At 66.4% G+C, this 18,294-nt stretch carries 15 protein-coding genes; 10 read left to right on the top strand and 5 right to left on the bottom strand.

What is annotated here, in order from left to right; all coding sequences use genetic code 11:
* Positions 1-24 precede the first annotated feature (24 nt).
* From K4G53_RS18145 to K4G53_RS18110, 8 genes are all read left to right on the top strand, one after another.
* Positions 25-519, top strand: coding sequence for a MarR family winged helix-turn-helix transcriptional regulator (locus K4G53_RS18145; RefSeq protein ID WP_221387074.1), 495 nt, complete (start codon positions 25-27; stop codon positions 517-519).
* Complete coding sequence (locus tag K4G53_RS18140) at positions 512-2,713, top strand: MDR family MFS transporter (RefSeq protein ID WP_221387073.1); 2,202 nt, start codon at positions 512-514, stop codon at positions 2,711-2,713. The genes K4G53_RS18145 and K4G53_RS18140 overlap by 8 nt, the downstream gene beginning before the upstream one ends.
* Before the next feature lie 166 nt (positions 2,714-2,879).
* Positions 2,880-4,613: an ABC transporter ATP-binding protein gene (locus tag K4G53_RS18135; protein WP_221387072.1), complete on the top strand. Its 1,734-nt coding sequence runs from the start codon at positions 2,880-2,882 to the stop codon at positions 4,611-4,613.
* Positions 4,610-6,670 carry an ABC transporter ATP-binding protein gene (locus K4G53_RS18130; RefSeq protein ID WP_308287925.1) on the top strand — a complete coding sequence of 687 codons (2,061 nt, stop codon included), beginning with the start codon at positions 4,610-4,612 and terminating at the stop codon, positions 6,668-6,670. Before K4G53_RS18135 ends, K4G53_RS18130 begins: the two co-directional genes overlap by 4 nt.
* Before the next feature lie 38 nt (positions 6,671-6,708).
* Positions 6,709-7,125 carry a thioesterase family protein gene (locus K4G53_RS18125; protein WP_221387194.1) on the top strand — a complete coding sequence of 139 codons (417 nt, stop codon included), beginning with the start codon at positions 6,709-6,711 and terminating at the stop codon, positions 7,123-7,125.
* Between the two features lie 67 nt (positions 7,126-7,192).
* Complete coding sequence (locus K4G53_RS18120) at positions 7,193-7,453, top strand: PLDc N-terminal domain-containing protein (protein WP_221387071.1); 261 nt, start codon at positions 7,193-7,195, stop codon at positions 7,451-7,453.
* A gap of 72 nt (positions 7,454-7,525) precedes the next feature.
* Positions 7,526-9,757: an McrB family protein gene (locus K4G53_RS18115; RefSeq protein ID WP_221387070.1), complete on the top strand. Its 2,232-nt coding sequence runs from the start codon at positions 7,526-7,528 to the stop codon at positions 9,755-9,757.
* 46 nt (positions 9,758-9,803) lie between these two features.
* Entirely contained in the window at positions 9,804-11,006 is a 1,203-nt protein-coding gene (locus K4G53_RS18110; protein ID WP_221387193.1) for an McrC family protein, read from the top strand.
* Here the strand turns inward: K4G53_RS18110 and K4G53_RS18105 are convergent.
* Positions 10,975-12,636 (bottom strand): cell wall metabolism sensor histidine kinase WalK, encoded by a 1,662-nt coding sequence (locus K4G53_RS18105; RefSeq protein ID WP_221387069.1) that lies wholly within the window; start codon positions 12,634-12,636, stop codon positions 10,975-10,977. The genes K4G53_RS18110 and K4G53_RS18105 overlap by 32 nt on opposite strands.
* Positions 12,637-12,730: 94 nt before the next feature.
* Between K4G53_RS18105 and K4G53_RS18100 the strand changes: the two genes are divergently transcribed.
* Complete coding sequence (locus K4G53_RS18100; protein WP_221387068.1) at positions 12,731-13,495, top strand: response regulator transcription factor; 765 nt, start codon at positions 12,731-12,733, stop codon at positions 13,493-13,495.
* On the opposite strand, the gene K4G53_RS18095 is transcribed toward K4G53_RS18100, so the two are convergent.
* The 4 genes from K4G53_RS18095 to bioB all read right to left on the bottom strand — a co-directional run bounded on the left by K4G53_RS18095 (position 13,468) and on the right by bioB (position 16,255).
* Positions 13,468-13,878, bottom strand: a complete 411-nt coding sequence (locus K4G53_RS18095; protein ID WP_221387067.1) for an Hpt domain-containing protein — start codon at positions 13,876-13,878, stop codon at positions 13,468-13,470. The two genes, K4G53_RS18100 and K4G53_RS18095, sit on opposite strands and share 28 nt — an antisense overlap.
* A 186-nt stretch (positions 13,879-14,064) precedes the next feature.
* Positions 14,065-14,508: a very short patch repair endonuclease gene (locus K4G53_RS18090; RefSeq protein ID WP_221387066.1), complete on the bottom strand. Its 444-nt coding sequence runs from the start codon at positions 14,506-14,508 to the stop codon at positions 14,065-14,067.
* Between the two features lie 19 nt (positions 14,509-14,527).
* Complete coding sequence (locus K4G53_RS18085; RefSeq protein WP_221387065.1) at positions 14,528-14,962, bottom strand: pyridoxamine 5'-phosphate oxidase family protein; 435 nt, start codon at positions 14,960-14,962, stop codon at positions 14,528-14,530.
* 291 nt (positions 14,963-15,253) lie between these two features.
* A complete protein-coding gene (gene bioB, locus K4G53_RS18080) occupies positions 15,254-16,255 on the bottom strand; it encodes a biotin synthase BioB (RefSeq protein WP_221387064.1) in 1,002 nt (333 codons plus the stop codon).
* Between the two features lie 220 nt (positions 16,256-16,475).
* Here bioB and K4G53_RS18075 point away from each other — a divergent pair, with 220 nt between their 5' ends.
* Positions 16,476-18,203: a cytosine permease gene (locus K4G53_RS18075; RefSeq protein ID WP_221387063.1), complete on the top strand. Its 1,728-nt coding sequence runs from the start codon at positions 16,476-16,478 to the stop codon at positions 18,201-18,203.
* Positions 18,204-18,294 lie beyond the last annotated feature (91 nt).

The following is an 18,294-nucleotide window of genomic DNA, read 5'->3' as shown; positions in this document are numbered from 1 at the left end:
CAACTAATTCTTTGAGGGAGGGTCATGTCTGTCGCACCGGCCACCGCAGCCGACCTCGTCAGCCACATCTATGACCTCCAGCGCGCGCTGCGCTGCGTCACCATGATCAACGTCAAGGGCCAGGACACCGGCATCGCCCTCCAGGGCGTGCTCAGGTTCATTGGCGAGGGGGAGACCCGGGCCGCGCACCTGGCCGAGCGCCTGGGGGTCAGTCCGCCGGTGCTTAGCCGCCACGTGGCCGAGCTCGCGGACGCGGGCCTGGTGGTCCGCAGGCCGGACCCGGATGACGGCAGGGCGCAGCTCCTGGCCCTGTCACCACGGGGCAAGGCGAAGCTCGCGGAACTGGTGCGCCACCGGGCGGAGACGCTGCAGGCGTACCTCTCCGACTGGAACGAGGACGACGCCGCCGCAACGGCGGCCATGCTGAGCAAACTCACCTCATCCCTGAAGAATTCCATCCGGGCAAGGGCGGCCGGAACCACCAACGAAGACCAACCGCAGGAGTCCAATAATGGCTAACGTCACCGCCGCCGCGGAACACGGACAGGAGCGACGGCTCGAACGCGCCGCGCACCAGGAGTCGCGGCAGTCCAAGCGCCACGAACCCGGCACCCCGATGAACCACCGGCAGATCATGGAGGCCCTGACCGGCCTGCTCGCCGCCTTCTTCACTGCGATCCTGAGCAGCACCATCGTTGCCAACGCGCTGCCCACCATCATGTCCGAGCTCAAGGGCACCCAGACGGACTTCGCCTGGGTCATCACCGCGGCGCTGCTGGCCAACGCGGCCACCACCCCCATCTGGGGCAAGCTCGCAGACCTCTTCGACAAGAAGTTCCTGGTCCAGCTCAGCATCGTGATCTTCGTTGCCGGCTCCGTCATGGCCGGCTTCTCCGAAAACATCCCGTTCCTGCTCACCGCCCGCGTGATCCAGGGCATCGCCATGGGTGGCCTCACGGCCCTGGCACAAGCCATCATCGGCTCCATCATTCCGCCGCGCGAACGCGGCAAGTACTCCGGCTACATGGGCGCCGTGATGGCGGTCGGCACCGCCGGCGGCCCGCTGCTGGGCGGCTTTATCGTGGACAGCTCCCTTGGCTGGCGCTGGACCTTCTTCGTTTGCGTGCCGCTCGCCGTCGTCGCCCTGATCCTGCTCCAGGTCACGCTGAAGGTCCCGCACGTCAAGCGCCCCGCCAAGATCGACTGGTTCGGTGCCATCCTGCTCACCTCCGGCGTCAGCCTGCTCCTGGTCTGGGTCTCCTTCGCCGGCAAGGCCGACTACTACGACTGGTGGTCCTGGCAGACCGCAGTGATGGTGGGCGGCGGCATCCTCCTGCTCGCACTGCTGGTGCTGGTTGAATCCAAGGTGTCCCAGCCGATCATCCCGCTGAAGATCATCTCCGAACGCACCACGGCCCTGGCCATCGTCGCTTCCGTGGCCGTCGGCGTGGCCATGTTCGGCTCCTCCACCTTCCTTGGCCAGTACTACCAGGTGGCCCGCGGCGCCACGCCCACCGAGGCCGGCCTGCTGACCCTGCCCATGATCGCCGGCAACCTGGTCGGTTCGGTCGCCTCCGGCCAGCTGATCAGCCGCTACGGCAAGTGGAAGCGCTTCCTGATCGGCGGCACCATCCTGCTGATCGGCGGCCTGGCGCTCGCCGGAACCATGGACCACACCACCGAGCTGTGGCTGACCGGCCTCTACACCGGCATCTTCGGCATCGGCCTGGGCATGCTCATGCAGAACCTGGTCCTCGCCGTCCAGAACACTGTCCGCGCCACGGACATCGGCTCCGCCAGCGCCTCCGTTGCGTTCTTCCGCTCGGTAGGCGGGGCCATCGGCGTGTCCGTCCTGGGGGCCGTCATGGCCAACCATGTCAAGGACCTGGCTACCGACGGGCTCGCGAAGCTCGGCCTCCAGGCCGGCGGCAACAGCGGTGCCACCATGGACCTGAAGGACCTGCCCGCACCGATCGCCGACGTCATGCGCGCTGCCTACGGTGACGCTACCGCCGGGATCTTCATGATCTCCGCCGCTGTCAGCGTCGTGGCCCTGATCGCCGTGATCTTCATCAAGGAAGTGCCGCTGCGCAAGACCGTCGACATTACCCCCGAGGCCTCGCTGCAGGCCAACGCCGCAGGCGAGGCCGGCATGACCGCCATGACCGGGCAGCTGCCGGCGGTCTCCGCAGCACGTGCCACCTCCCTTGCCGGCACGCCGGCAAAGATGTACGACGGCGGCGCTGCCGCTGCTGCCGCCGCATCCGGCCGGGTTGCCACGGACGACCTCGAGGAGGCTTTCGCACGCAGCTTCCATTCCGAGGGGCTGGACCTCCGGTCCGCCGGCAGCCTGGACAAGGCCGCAGACGCGGTGGCCAGCGCCGCCGCCACGCTGCAGAAACTGCAGGACACCCAGCACCTGCTGGCCCGCCAGCAGGTGGACCTGGGTGGCCTGGTCCTGGACATCCAGGAACAGTTGCGGTCCCAGCAGGCCGTCGCCGCGCAGCAGGCGGCCACGGCGGCGGAGCTCAGGAGGCTGCAGCGCAAGCTCCTGAAGGAACGCAAGATCCAGGCGGCCGCCGCCCTTTACATCGCAGGCCACGGCAAGCACAGCGCCGCTGCCCAGCCGGCGACGGTCGAGTCCGCGACGGCCCAACCAACGACGGTCCAGTCCGGGACGGCCCAGTCCGGCCCCGACGGCCACGGAGCCTAGGCTCCGCCGCCAAGAGGGCGTCCATGCCCGTACCCCGCCGCAGCACCCGTCCCGCCACCCGGGCCGGGTGCTGCGGCTTTTCCGCCTCGATGGTGACGCGCCGGTGCCGAGGAGAGGGGCTTTTTTGGGGGATCCATTGTCGGTGGGCATCACTAGAGTTGAGCTCATGCTCCTCACCCTCATACGGCGGTACTCCAGACCGTATCTGCCGTACATCCTGGCTGTCGTCGTTTTCCAGCTCGCGTCCACCATCGCGGCCCTGTACCTTCCCAGCCTGAACGCCCGGATCATCGACGAAGGGGTCTCCCGCGGCGACACGGACTTCATCTGGCGCACCGGCGGCGTGATGCTGCTGGTGGCCTTCGCGCAGCTTGCCGCAGCCATCGCGGGTGTCTACTTCGGATCCAGGACCGCCATGGCTGTGGGGCGGGACCTCCGGCGTGCCGTGTTCGGGAAGGTCACCAGCTTTTCGGCCAGGGACGTCAACGCCTTCGGTGCCCCCACGCTGATCACCCGCGGCACCAACGATGTCCAGCAGGTACAGATGCTCCTGCTGATGGGGCTCAACTTCATGGTGGCCACACCCATCATGTGCGTCGGCGGCATCATCATGGCACTGCGCGAGGACATCAGTTTGTCCTGGCTGGTGTGGGTTTCCGTGCCGCTGCTGGTGGTGGTTGTGGGCTACCTGGTGGTCCGGCTGATGCCGCTGTTCCGCTCCATGCAGAAGAAGATCGACCGGATCAACGCGGTGCTGCGCGAACAGATCATCGGTATCCGGGTGGTCCGTGCCTTCGTGCGGGAACCGTACGAAACCCGCCGTTTCGGCGAAGCAAACGGCGAGCTTACGGATGTCTCCCTCCGGATCGGCGCCCTGTTCGTCCTCATGTTCCCGGCCATCAGCATGATCCTGCACCTGTCCACCGCCGCGGTTCTGTGGTTCGGCGGCCAGCGGGTGGACGCCGGCGCCATGCAGGTGGGGTCGCTGACTGCGTTCCTGCAGTACCTGCTGCAGATCCTGATGGCCGTCATGATGGGCACCTTCATGACCATGATGATCCCGCGCGCCTCAGTCTGCGCCGACCGCATCGGCGAAGTGCTCGCCGTGGAGCCCTCCATCCACGACCCCCAGCATCCCGAGGCTCCGGCCGCGCTTGCCGGCGTGGTGGAGTACCGCAACGTCACCTTCGCCTACCCGGGCGCCGAATCCCCGGTGCTCAGCAACATCAGCTTCACTGCCCGTCCCGGCCAAACCATCGCCATCATCGGATCCACCGGCGCTGGCAAGACCTCCCTGTTGTCCCTGCTGCCGCGGCTGTACGACCCAGCGGAGGGGCAGGTCCTTCTGGACGGTGTTCCTGTGGACCGGCTGGACCGTGCCGGGATTACCAAACGGGTTGCCTTGGTGCCGCAGCGCCCCTACCTGTTCTCCGGCACCATCGCGCACAACCTCCGCTTCGGCAAGACCGAGGCGACGGACCAGGAACTGTGGGACGCCCTGCACATCGCCCAGGGCGCATCGTTCGTCCGCGAGAAGAAGAACGGCCTGGACTCCAGGATCGCCCAGGGCGGGACCAACGTTTCCGGCGGCCAGCGGCAGCGCCTCTGCATCGCCCGTGCGCTGGTCACCAAACCCCGGGTCTACCTCTTCGACGACTCCTTCTCCGCCCTGGATGTCGCCACGGACGCCCGGCTGCGCGCCGCCCTCAAGCGAAGCACCGCCGACGCCACCGTCATCATCGTGGCCCAGCGGATTTCCACCATCACCGACGCCGACCAGATCCTGGTGCTGGACAACGGCAGGATTGTGGACCGCGGCACGCACGAGGAACTGCTGGAAACCTCGCCCACGTACCAGGAGATTGTCGAGTCCCAGCTGAGCGTGGAGGAAGTGGCATGAGCCCCCGCAGGAAGGACTCCGCCCCCAATTCCGGGGCAGCTCCGGCCAACCCGGCCCAGGGCGGAACCGTACTGGACGACGACTTCGTCGAGGAGGAGTTCCAGCCCACTGAAGCCGACGGCGGCGCGTTCGGTGCCATGCCCGCAAAGAAGGCGGAGCACTTCTGGCCCTCCGCGAAGCGGCTGATGGGGCTCCTGAACCCAGAGGTGCTGGGCATCTCCCTGGTGGTCGGGCTGGTGATCGTCTCCGTGGTGCTGAACGTCATCGCGCCCAAAATCCTGGGCCAGGCCATGGACGTCATTTTCGCCGGAGTCGTGGGCAAACAACTGCCCGCCGGCGCCAGCAAGGAGCAGTTCGTCGCGGGCCTGCGCCAGCAGGGCCAGGACAACCTCGCGGACATGCTGTCGCGGATGGAGCTGGTGCCCGGCGCCGGCATCAACTTCGACAAGCTCACCATGCTCATCGCCGTGGTCCTGCTCATGTACTTTGTAGCCAACATCTTCATGTGGCTGCAGGGGTACGTGCTGAACCGCATCGTCATGAAGGTCATCAGGCGGCTGCGCGACGAAACGGAAAGCAAGCTGAACCGGCTCCCGCTGAACTACTTCGACACCCGCCAGCGCGGTGACGTCCTGTCGCGGGTCACGAACGACGTCGACAACATCCAGCAGGCGCTCCAACAGGCCTTCGCGCAGCTGGTCAACTCCGTGCTGACCGTGGCGGGCATCGTGATCATGATGTTCATCGTCTCCTGGCAGCTGGCCTTGATCGCCCTGGTTGCGCTTCCGCTGTCCGGGGTGGCCGCAGCGCTCATCGGGGTGCGGAGCCAGAAGCTCTTCGCCGCGCAGTGGAAGAACACCGGCGCCCTGAACGGCCAGATCGAGGAGTCCTTCTCCGGGCACGACCTGGTCCGCGTCTTCGGCCGCGACGCGGACATGCTGGCCCGGTTCGAAGAACGCAACGAGGCCCTCTACAAGGCAAGCTTCGGGGCCCAGTTCGTCTCGGGCATCATCTTCCCCGTCATGCAGTTCGTGTCCTACCTCAGCTACGTGGGCATTGCGGTGGTCGGCGGCCTCCGCGTGGCATCGGGTGCCATGTCCCTTGGCGACGCCACGGCGTTCATCCAGTACTCCCGCGAGTTCACCCAGCCGCTGGGGCAGATGGCGGGCATGGCCAACATGCTGCAGTCCGGGGTGGCGTCTTCCGAGCGCGTCTTCGAATTCCTCGACGCCGACGAGCAGGACCACGAAACGGCCACCGAGCACCTCCCGGCCAAGACCGACGGGCACGTCGACTTCAACAACGTCACCTTCAGCTACACGGCGGACAAGCCGCTGATCGAGAACCTGTCCTTCACCGCCGAACCCGGGAACACCGTGGCGATCGTGGGGCCGACGGGTGCCGGAAAGACCACCCTGGTGAACCTGGTCATGCGCTTCTATGAGCTGAATTCGGGGTCCATCAGGCTGGACGGCGTCGACATCACCCACCTGAGCCGTTCGGAACTGCGGTCCAAGGTGGGCATGGTGCTGCAGGATGCGTGGCTCTTTGGCGGATCCATCTACGACAACATCCAGTACGGCAACCTGGACGCCACCCGGGAGCAGGTCATGGCCGCCGCGAAGGCCACGTTCGTGGACCGCTTCGTGCGGGCACTGCCCGAAGGCTATGACACGGTGATCGACGAAGAAGGAAACAACGTCAGCGCCGGCGAGAAGCAGCTGATCACCATCGCCCGGGCCTTCGTGGCGAATCCTTCGCTGCTGATCCTCGACGAGGCCACCAGCTCCGTTGACACCCGCACCGAACTGCTGGTGCAGAAGGCCATGGCAGCCCTGCGCACGGACCGGACGAGCTTTGTGATCGCCCACCGGCTCTCCACCATCCGCGATGCCGATACGATCCTGGTTATGGAGAACGGACGGATCGTTGAACAGGGCAGCCACCAGGTGCTGCTCGCTGCCGGGGGCGCCTACCACCGCCTGTACATGTCGCAGTTTGCCGGGGCGGACGCCGGCGAAACTGTGGTGGATGATTCGACGGCGGTTCGCAGTTGAGTGCGCACGGGGGCAAACGGATCGAAGTCCTGGTGCCGATGCGCTGGGGAGACATGGACGCCTACGGCCACATCAACAACGTTCAGATCGTCCGGATGCTGGAGGAGGCACGCATCGCGGCGTTCGGTCCGCCACGGGGAGCCGGGCTGCCGGGAGTTGAGCCACGGGTGTCGCTCTTCAACGACGTCCCCGAGGGAACCATGGCCCTGGTGGTGGACCACAAGATCCGGTACGTCCGGACCCTGGAGTACCGGAACGTTCCGGCGGTGGCGCAGGTGTGGATCGGTGCCGTCAAGGGTGCCAGTTTCGATATCCACTACCTGCTCCAGGACCCCGTTACGGGTGAAGACTGCGTGACGGCGAGCAGCCACCTGGCCTTCGTGGACGAGTCCACGGGCCGGGTGCAGCGGCTTACAAGCGAGCAGAAGGAACGGTTGGCCCCCTACAGGCACTAAGACTCTGGGCAAGACCGGACAGGCAACACTGGACTGGAAGTACCTCCAACAGCGAAAGGAAGAACCGATGGCCAAGAACAAGAACAAGACCCGCACCGCCAGGAAGAAGAAGACATGGAAGGAGATGTCCACGTCGTCCAAGGTGGGCACCATTCTGGTGGGCATCGTCCAGGTGTCACTGCTGGTGGCGGCGCAGCGCGACATCTCCCGGCGGCCTGCCGCCCTGATCAACGGGCCGAAGGCTGCGTGGCGGGCGGCGTCCTTCATCAATTTCGTCGGGCCCATGGGGTACTTCATCTTCGGCCGCAAGCGCGCCTCGGCCAGCTAGCATCCAGGCTCGGCAGCAGGGCGCCCGGGGGCTTTTGGCGGGCGTCCAGCTTGACCCTGTAAATTTGGGGGCATGACCCCCACCGCCACTGTTGCCATGACCCGTGCCCTGGGCATCTCCAAAGAGATTGAGGACGCGGCGTGGTTCGTGCTGGGACCCGGTCTCCAGGGAAAGGCGTCGCCCCTGGACGGCCGGACCAGGACGTGGTCGGTCCCCGCGGCCGCGGAGCTGCTCGACCGCCTGGAGCGGGGCACCCCGGACCCGAAGGCCCCCATGATGACCAACCTTCGGGACAACCTGGAGGGCGCATCCCGCGGGGCCAAGCAGCTTGCCGTGGAACTGCTCTTCCTGCAGTCCCTTCCGCTTGCCCACGAAGTGAAGTCCCTCAAGGTCAAACGGGCGCGCGTGGCCGAGGCAGCGGGATGGCTGGAGCCGCCGCTGGAACTGCCCGAAGAGCTGTACGCGGGCATGACGGACCACGGCGTCATCCGGGACCGGACCGCCGAATTCAACTGGACCATCTGGGACCACCTCAAGTGGCTTTGCCGGTTCGTCCGGAACGTCGCCCAGCGGCCGGCCCACGTGGTGCAGGCGGCCATCAAGGATCCGCTGCAGTTCCACCGCCTCGCCGCATCCACCCCGGATGACCAGCCGGCCATCCGACGCAGCGTCGAATTCCTGGCCTGGCCCAGCTACTTCGAGCCGGTGGTGGCCGATGTGGAACGGCAGGAAATCCGTGACGCCTTCGCATCGCTGGTGGGCGGAGCGAACGGCGACAGCGAAGAGGACATCACCGCCGACATCCACCGCATCAGGCTGCACCTGGACGAGCAGGCGGGCCAGCGCATCGACTGGTACTCGCGCCAGCTCGTCAGCCAGTGGCGCAAGGTGGGCGACCCCGGGCGGCGGGCCTGGCTGCTCCGGACGCACAGCGACCACGCCGAGCTGCTGACCGCCTGGCACGGTGAGGAGAAGGTGACCCTCGACGTCGAACATCTCCGCCACCTGGACCCGGGTGTGACGGCGGGCGTGGTCCAGCATGCCGTGGATGAGGACTACAAGCACCTTGGCTATGTGGAGCGCGAGGACACCAAGACGGCGGTCTTCGCCTTCCTGACGGTCATGAAGCCGGGAGACCTGGTGCTGTACCAGCACGCCGGGAGCGTGCGGCTTGGCGGCGTCCTGGGGGAGCCCGAGTACAACGATGACAACCGCCGGCTGCGGCGCAAGGTGCGCTGGTTCGACGACGGCCACACCACCACCAGCCTGCCCCGCCACGTCCAGCGCCAGCTTGCAACCCCCGGCATCGTGGTGGACGTGACGCGGGTGGTGCAGGCGCTGCAGGCGCTGCTGCCTGCCGAGGCGGAAACCGAGCCGGACGCGGAGGCGGAAGGCCCCGCCGTCGTCCTCCCTGCCCAGGAAGGCTTCCGTGCCCTGACGCCGGAATTCGCCGCCTCCCTGCACATGGAGCTGGAACCCCTGCAGGAGATCGCCGACCTCCTGGAGGAGAACCGCCAGCTGGTCCTGTACGGTCCGCCCGGCACGGGCAAGACCTACCTGGCCAAGCACCTCGCCGCCGAGCTCGCCGACGACACCACCGATGAGCGGGTCAAGCTGGTCCAGTTCCACCCGTCCTACGCCTATGAGGACTTCTTCGAGGGTTACCGCCCGGACAAGACGGACGAAGGCCAGGTGTCCTTCAAGCTCGTGGCCGGCCCGCTGCGCCGCCTGGCGGAGGAAGCGGCCAAGCCGGGGAACGAGAAGAAGCCGTACTTCCTCATCATCGACGAGATGAACCGGGCCAACCTCGCCAAGGTCTTCGGCGAGCTGTACTTCCTGCTGGAATACCGGGACGACCGGATCTACCTGCAGTACAGCCCCAACGAGCCGTTCACCCTGCCGGACAACCTCTACATCATCGGCACCATGAACACCGCGGACCGGTCCATCGCCATGATGGACGCCGCCATCCGCCGCCGCTTCTCCTTCATCGAACTGCACCCGCAAACCGAACCCGTCAAGGGATCCCTGCACCGCTTCCTGCAGGCCCGCCGGCTGGACCCCACCCCGGCGCTGCTGCTGGACGCCCTCAACGGGGCCATCGACGAGTGGGACCGCGACCTGATGATCGGGCCGTCCTACTTCATGAAGCCGGCCGCCCAGACACCCGCCGGGCTGCGCCGGATCTGGAAGTACGAGCTCATGCCGCTGCTGGAGGAGCACTACCACGGCCAGCTCACCCGGGCGCAGCTGGAGGAGCGCTTCGGGCTGGACCAGCTGCTGGGACGCCTTGCTGCCCGCTAGCCGCGGCGGCACCGGCACTTCAACCGGCGCGGTGCGGCACCTGGTCCTGGACGAGCTCTCCAGCGGACTGGTCGAACGGCTGGACGCGCCAAGCGCGGCCTACCTGAACTCCAGCGGCCTGGCCAAGGCCTCACCCATGGGCATGGGGCTGTACCGGATCGAACCCGTGGGCAAAGTGGGGTCCGTGCGGACACCCACGGTGCAGCTCGACGTGCGGCCGAAGGACCGGCTGGGCCTCAGCCGGCTGCTGTTCCTCCTCAGCTACGCGGGGGAACAGGGGTTCCGTCCGGAAACCGTGGCGGCGGACGAGGACCGGGAGCTGTGGAGCGCCTTGGCCGAGTCCCTCGCGCAGCTGGCCGAACGGGCCCTGGGCCGCGGCGTCCTGCAGGGCTACCTCACCGTGGACGAGTCCCTGCGGACGGTCAAGGGCCGCATCCGGATTTCGGACCAGATCTCCCGCCGCCCCGGCATGCTGGTCCCCCTGGAGGTCTCCTACGACGAGTTCACCGAGGACATCGCCGAGAACCGGATCCTGCGCGCCGCCCTGGAGCGGATGGCGCAGGTGCCGGGGGTGCGCCCGGAGGTGCTGGGCCGGCTGCGCCTGCTGAAGGGAAAGCTCGACGGCGTCACGCGCCTTCGGTCCGGCGCCCCGCTTCCGCCGTGGAAAGCCACCCGGATGAACCTGCGCTACCACGCAGTGCTGAGGCTCGCCGAGCTGATCCTGCGCAATGCCTCTGCCGAAACGGGGGAGGGCAGGCAGCAGACCGCGTCCTTCGTGGTGGACATGGCGCAGGTGTTCGAGGACTTCGTCGGCACCGCCCTGCGCGGGGCGATGTCCGCCTATCCGGGGGAGCTGCGCCTCCGTTTCAACGCCCTCCTCAGCGAGGCCGTCCGCGACTCCGACCGGCTGTCGGTGCGCCCGGACGCCGTCCACATGCTCGGCGGACGCCCGGTGGTGGCGTACAACGCCAAATACCGTGCCGCGTCGGATGGGGGTGCATCCCTGACGGCCGACCACTACCAGATGCTGGCCCACTGCACGGCGCTGGCCGTACCCACCGCGTGGCTGGTGTATGCCGGGAAGGGGGAGACCAAGCTCCGCCGCATCCTGAACACCGATATCGACATCGTGGAATTCCCCCTGGACCTCAGCCAGCCGCCGTCGGACATCCTGGCCGCCATCCGGGACCTTGCCCACCAGTCGTGGGGCGAGGTGCTCAGGACGGCGACACCGGCACGCGGAACGTAAACGTCGTCCCTTCGCCCAGGGTGCTTTCCACGCCGATCGTCCCGCCATGGGCCTCGACGATCGCCTTGCTGATGGGCAGGCCCAGGCCCACGCCGGGAATCGAGGTTCGCCGGACGCTGCTGGTGCGGAAGAACTTGGCGAAGACCTCCGAAGAGTCCTCCGGGCTCATGCCCATTCCGGTGTCGCTGACCCGGCAGGCCAGGTGTCCGTCTTCCCGGGCGAGGGAAACCACAACCTTGCCGCCGTCCGGGGAGTACTTGATGGCGTTGGACACCAGGTTGTCCAGGACCTGGGAGATCCGGGCGCTGTCCACTTTGGCTTCCAGCGTCCCGGGTGTCCTGGCCTCCAGCACCACTCCGGCCGCCGCGGCCCGGGGCATCGCGGAGGATACGCTGGCGCGCACCAGGTCGGCAACGTCCACCGTGTGCGGCGTGACGATGAGCTGGCCGTTGCGGCTGGACAGCAGGTCCGAGACCAGGGTGAGGAGCCGTTCGGAATTCCGGCGGATGATCTCCAGCATGCCACGCTGCGTTCCTTCCGGCTCGTCAGCCAGCAGGATCTCCACGTAGCCCAGGATGGATGTCAGCGGCGTCCGGAACTCGTGCGAAACACTGGCGACGAAATCATCCTTGGCGGTGAGGGCGTTTACGAGGTCGGTCACATCACTGAAGACGATCACGGACCCGGCGAAGTTGCCCTCGCTGTCCGTCATGGCACGTGCCGTCGTCACTACGGCCCGCTGCTCCTTCCCCTCTCCCAGCCATACCAGGTAGTCGGTAAAGGTTTCGCCCAGGACGGCCCGGCGCACCGGGCGTTCCTGCACCGGAATCGGGGTCTTCCGGTCCGCGCCGAACACCAGCAGCTGGGATTCGTTGGGGTCTGCAATGTCCTTGGGCCGGGCCAGTTCATGGTTGGCCCGCTGTTTCCGGTTCATCAGGATGTCGTGGCCGTCCGCGTCCACCGCGAGCACGCCCAGGTGCACGGTTTCCAGCACCGTGTTGAGCAGCTCTTCCTGGCGTTTGCTGGTGCGCAGGCTGGCCCGCAGCTGCTCGTCCTTCTCCTCCAGCTGGCTCTGCTGCCGCATCATGCTCAGGGTCAGGACGCTCACTGACACACCGATACCCAGCATCATTACCGGCAGGAGCAGGGAGCGGGCGAAGTCCTGCGGTGCGTAGTTGCCCTTGAGGAGCAGCGGGACCCAGATGATGGCCAGTGGCCCCAGGAAGGAGAACCAGAGGGCAGCCCTGGGATAGTAGCCGGATGCGCACATCCAGATGACCGGAAATACCGCCAGCAGGCTGATGCCGGTGAGGCTTTCCTGGCCGCCCTCCCTGCCCAGCGCGATGGAGACGAAATCCAGGAGGGGGATGGCCAGGAAGCTCGTATAGGGCAGCCGGTCCCACGGGACCAGGTAGCACAGTGCCGTGAGGACCAGCTGCGATACCAGGAAGGTCACGAACAGTGGGTTGTTCATGGTTTCGGTGAAGAACGCCCAGACCAGGAACGCTGTCAGGAGGCTCGTCACGAACAAGGGCATCTGGCTCATCGCCACCCGGTCCGTGAGCCGGTATTCGTGGAAGGGGCGTTTGAAGAGCCGCATCCCCGAGGACCAGGCCACGGGGTCACTCATCGCGTGGAGGCGTGGAAGTCGGGGTGCGTGTGGCCATACCAGCAGGATATCCGCAGCCGGTTATACTTCAGACGTCGGCTGCTGAGGGGGCTCTATGAGTGAGGCACGTGTGGGTCTGGTCATCGAGGATGACCACGACATTCGGGAACTGGTTCGCACGGTGCTGACCCAGGCCGGGTTTGAGGTGACCGTCGCCAGCGGCGGAGCCGAGGGGGTCCTCCTGGCCAAAACCCTGAACCCGGATGTCATCACCCTGGACCTGGGACTGCCGGACATCGACGGCTTCGAAGTTTCCCGCCAGATCCGCGAGTTTTCGGATGCCTACATCGTGATGCTGACGGCGCGCACCGAGGAGCTGGATACCCTGATCGGGCTTGAGTCCGGCGCGGACGACTACCTCACCAAGCCCTTCCGGCCGCGGGAGCTCCGTGCTCGGGTTGCCGCCATGATGCGGCGGCCGCGATCAGCACCCGATCCCGGTGACGTTGCCGTGGATCCCGCAGCGGATGGCTCCGCCCATCCGGAAAGGGGCAATTTCAGCCATAACGGGCTGGAGCTGAGCTACGCGTCCCGCACCGTCACTGTGGACGGCAAGGAGATGAACCTGACCCGCACGGAGTTCGAACTCCTGTACGCCCTGCTTGAAGCGGGCCGCACCGTGCGGACCAAGTCGGACCTGGTGCGCCGGCTCCGCGATGAGGATTACGACGTCGGCAGCTACATCAGCGAGGCCGACGAGCGTTCGGTTGAAGTGCACATGGGAAACCTGCGGAAGAAACTGGGAGATTCGCCCCAGCAGCCACGGTGGCTGCAGACCGTCCGCGGGGTGGGTTACCGCTTGGCGCCGGGACAGCACTGAGCCTGCAGCCGGTGCGTGGTTTGCCGGCTGCACAGGGTGATCGGCCGCAGGAACGCTGCAGCCAGCCTCGGCAGCGCCACAGCCATGTCGGCGTGCCGGGCCTCGGCCCGGATCTCGGCCTCCAGGTCCATGGCCAGGCCGGCCAGGCGTTCTGCCCCCACCATTTGGCTGGAGGTCTTCAGGCTGAGGACAGCGTCCATGGAACCCTCCAGGTCCCCGGTGGTCAGGGCGAGCCGTAGCCGGTCGAGCCGTGTCGGCAGGAAGTCGATGAAGTTCCCCACGAAGACCCTGCTGTACCCCTCTTGCTCATCAAGTTCCTCCCGCAGCCGGTCCAAAACGGACTGGTCCACCAGCGGCTTGGGCGCATCATCCGGGGTGCTCATGACACTCCTTTCTGCTGGTTTTCCCACCCTCGGGGAACAGGGTGAAGAGGCGGGGTATGTGTGTTCTTGATCAGGTTAGGGCTGTTCCCTCCCCGCAACCGGGGCCGGGAGGAGAATTGTGGGTTTCTTGATGAGACTGCGGTTTTTTGGGCGCCCTAACGGCGCAGACCTGTTGGCCCGGCACAGCTAGGGGCGGGCCTCCAGGAAGCGCACCAGGTGCGCTTCAAGGGCGGAACCGTCCTTGAGCTCGCACTCCCAGACGGTCAGGACCTCCCAGCCGGCGTCTTCCAGCTGGCGCCGCTGGCCGGCGTCGCGCTCCCGCGTGCGGGCACGTTTGGCGGCCCAGAACTCCGCGTTGGCTTTCGGCGCGTGCTGGCCCACCCGGCAGTCATGGAAGTGCCAGAAGCAGCCGTTGACGAAGATCACCTTGTGGCGGCCGGCGAAGACGAGGTCGGGGTTTCCGGGCAGCCGCTTGCCGCCGCTGGTCCCATGCAACCGGTAGCGGTAGCCCTTGGCGTGCAGGAGCCGGCGCACCACGAGCTCCGGCTTGGTGTTCTTTCCGCGGATGCGGGACATGTTCCAGCTGCGCTGCTCCGGCGTGAGCCTGTCCGCACTGGTGTTGTCAGCCACCCCTCCAGTGTAGGAGCGGCTAGATCTCCCGTTCCGGCTGTTCGCCGAACACGAAGTGCCGTCCGCTGACGGACTTGGGTTCGATCTCCACGTAGAAGTCCTTGAGGGTGGGGACCCAGGTCTTCAGGCCGAGCTCTTCCACGGCTGCCAGCTCGTTCGAGTTGCTGAGGACGCGCGCGCTCCCGCGCAGGACAACCGACCACGCTTCCTCGGAAAGGATGCCGTCGGTTTCGAAGAGGACCTGGGCGTTGATGGTCAGTTGGGCCAGCTTGTTGCCCGGTGCCGTCCGCAGGTAGACCTTGCGGTTCGAGGTCACGTAGTTGACGGGGAAGATGTCCGGCTCCCCGGCCACCGAGACCACCAGGCGGCCATGTTTGGTTGCCGCCAGGAGGCGCCACGACTGCTCATCATCGAGTTCCAGGACGGGGTTGCCGTCGGCGTGTTCAAACATCATGTGGACATTCTTCTACCTTCAGTAGAAAGGCGCTAGAGGCCTTTGGCACCTAATCTGAGGCTGTCACACCGTGTCGGGAGCACGTGGCCCACCACCCCCGTGGTGACACCTGCACCTTTTGGCGGCGTCCGCAGGAGGCACAGAAGCGCGGTGGTTCCAGGAGGAGAAGGCTGGCGCAGCCAAGGTGGGCGTTCGACGGCGGGAGGTCGCCGCCGTCGTCCGTTGCCTTGCTTGCGGGCTTGCCGCAGAGTCCGCAGTACGGCCCCTCGGCCCGCCGTGGGGCGGGGCTGTTCACAGGGTCCTCTGCAGTTCCTTGATGGGCATGTTGAGGTCCACCAGGAGGCTGAGATCCGCATCCGCGGGGCGCCCCAGGGTGGTGAGGTAATTGCCGACGATCACGGCGTTGATGCCGCCGAGGAGTCCGTCCCTGGTGCCCAGGTCGCCGAGGGTGAGCTCGCGGCCGCCCGCGTAGCGCAGCACGGTGCGGGGCATTGCCAGGCGGAACGCGGCGATGGCGCGGAGGGCGTCCTTGCCGTCCATGAGTTCCTGGTGTTCGAGCGGCGTGCCGGGCCTCGGGTTGAGGAAGTTCAGCGGTACTTCATGCGGTTCCAGCGCCGCGAGCTGGGCGGCGAGTTCTGCCCGCTGCTCCAGCGTTTCGCCCATCCCGATCAGCGCCCCGCAGCACAGTTCCATGCCCGCCGCTTTGACCATCGCGCAGGTTTCGAGGCGTTCTTCATAGGTGTGGGTGGTGACCACTTGCGGGAAGTAGCTGCGCGCCGTTTCCAGATTGTGGTTGTAACGGTGGACGCCCCACTCCGCCAGCTGGTCCACCTGCCGCTGCGTGAGCATGCCCAGCGAGCAGGCGATGTTGATGTCCACAACTTCCCGGATGCGGTCCATCGCGAACTTGATCTGGTTCATCAGCCTGACGTCGGGGCCGCGCACCGCTGCCACGATGCAGAACTCGGTAGCGCCGGTGGCGGCTGTTTCCTTCGCGGCTTCGACCAGTTCCGGGATGTCCAGCCAGACGCCGCGCACCGGGCTGTCGAACACGCCGGACTGGCTGCAGAAATGGCAGTCCTCGGGGCAGCCGCCGGTCTTGATGGAGATGATGCCCTCCACCTCCACATCTTCGCCGCAGTGGCGCAGGCGGACCTGGTGGGCCAGGTCCAGGGCGGCCGGGAGCGCGTCGTCGGGCAGGCGGAGGACCTCCACCAGCTGTGCCTCGGACAGGCCGATGCCCTGCTCCAGGACCTGCCGGCGGGCTGTTTCCAGGATTGCGTGCTGCGTCATCAATGGTCCTTTGTCTCGGGAGGAAATTCTCTTCCCGACGCTAGCCCTGCACTGTCCGTCCGTTTTTGTGGGGCGGCCACAACCGGCGGCCACGGCTTTTGTTGACAAGACTGGTCAAGACTTAACACTCCCGAAATGATGCTGTGACCGGGCTGTCTTCCCAGCTGGATAGCGTCGCACGCAGACAACGAAAAGCCTGCCAACGAAAGCGACCCACTTCATGGACAACGACACACAGTCGACGCAATTACTGGAGCCGACGGCGCCGCCCGCTGCCGCCGTCGTCGGAGGTTCTCCGGCCACCACGACGGCGGGCAACGCCGCCGCCCTCAACGCCACCAAGGAAAGCCTCGAGGACTACACACTGCGGTTCGCCCCGCGCTCCTACCGCAAGTGGAGCGCCGGGGTGGTGGCCACCAGTGCGCTGGGCGGCATCGCCTACCTGGCCGACTTCTCCATCGGCGCGAACATCGGCATCTCGTACGGCACCGTCAATGCGATCCTCGGCATCCTGGTGGCCGCCGTCGTCATTTTCGCCACCGGCTTCCCGCTGGCGTACTACGCAGCCCGCTACAACATCGACCTGGACCTGATCACCCGCGGCTCCGGCTTCGGGTACTACGGGTCCGTGGTCACCAACGTCATCTTCGCCACCTTCACCTTCATCTTCTTCGCGCTGGAGGGCTCCATCATGGCGCAGGGCCTGGAGTTGGGGCTGGGTATTCCACAGTGGCTGGGATATGCCGCGTCCACGGTGATCATCATTCCGCTGGTGATCTACGGCATGAACACGCTGGCCAAACTGCAGGTGTGGACCACGCCGCTCTGGCTGCTGCTGATGGTGGTGCCGGTGGGCTACCTGCTGGTCTCCCACCCGGAGAGCATCAACAGCTTCTTCGCGTACACAGGCGCCAGCGGCGACGGCGGCCCCAACTTGGCGTCCGTCATGCTCGCGGCCGGGGTGTGCCTGTCCTTGATGGCGCAGATCGCCGAGCAGATCGACTACCTGAGGTTCATGCCGCCGCGCACGGACGCGAACCGCAGTGCCTGGTGGAGGGCCGTGATCCTGGCGGGTCCGGGCTGGGTGATCTTCGGTGCGATCAAGCAGATCGTGGGCCTGTTCATCGCCGTCTACCTGATCGCCACGCTGGATCCTGCCGCGTCCGCCACCGCGAACGAGCCCGTGCACCAGTTCCTGGGCGTGTACCAGGAAATGATGCCGGCCTGGCTGGCCATGACGCTTGCGGTGGTGCTGGTGGTCATTTCACAGATCAAGATCAACGTCACCAACGCCTACTCGGGCTCGCTGGCCTGGACCAACTCCTTCACTCGCATCACCAAGACCTATCCGGGCCGGATGGTGTTCGTGGTGGTGAACCTGGTCATCGCGCTGGTCCTGATGGAAGCGAACATGTTCGACTTCCTGAACACCATCCTCGGGTTCTACGCCAACTGCGCCATGGCCTGGGTGGTCACGGTGGCGGCCGACATCGCCATCAACAAGTACCTGCTCAAGATCTCCCCGAAGGTCCCGGAGTTCCGGCGCGGCATGCTCTACGCCGTGAACCCCGTGGGGTTTGGGTCCATGCTGGCCTCGGCCGGAATCTCCATCGCGGTGTTCTTCGGCGCCTTTGGTTCAGCCATCCAGCCGTACTCGCCGATCTTCGCCGTTGGCCTGGCCCTGGTCCTGCCGCCGGTTCTGGCTGTGGTGACCCGCGGCCGCTACTACCTCCGGCGCACCGACGACGGCATCGACCTGCCCATGTTCGACGCCGACGGAAACCCCAGTGACGCCAAGCTCCTGTGCCACGTGACCGGGATCGAGTTCGAACGGCCGGACATGGTGCGCTCGGCCCAGGACGCGCCCGACGGCGGCCCGCAGTACGTTTCTTCGCTCGCCCTGTCCACGGACAAGACAGGGGAGTTGGTGCTGCCCGCGCAGAAGTAGCCGCGCAGGTAGTTGGGGGAGGAAAGCCGGCGCATCAACGGTGCGCCGGCTTTCCTTTGACTTTTTTCTGGCCTGCCAGGGGTGGTGGAAC

The sequence above is a fragment of the Arthrobacter sp. MAHUQ-56 genome, assembly GCF_019710585.1.
Lineage (GTDB): Bacteria > Actinomycetota > Actinomycetes > Actinomycetales > Micrococcaceae > Arthrobacter.
This window is presented reverse-complemented; position numbering and strand designations above follow the sequence as displayed.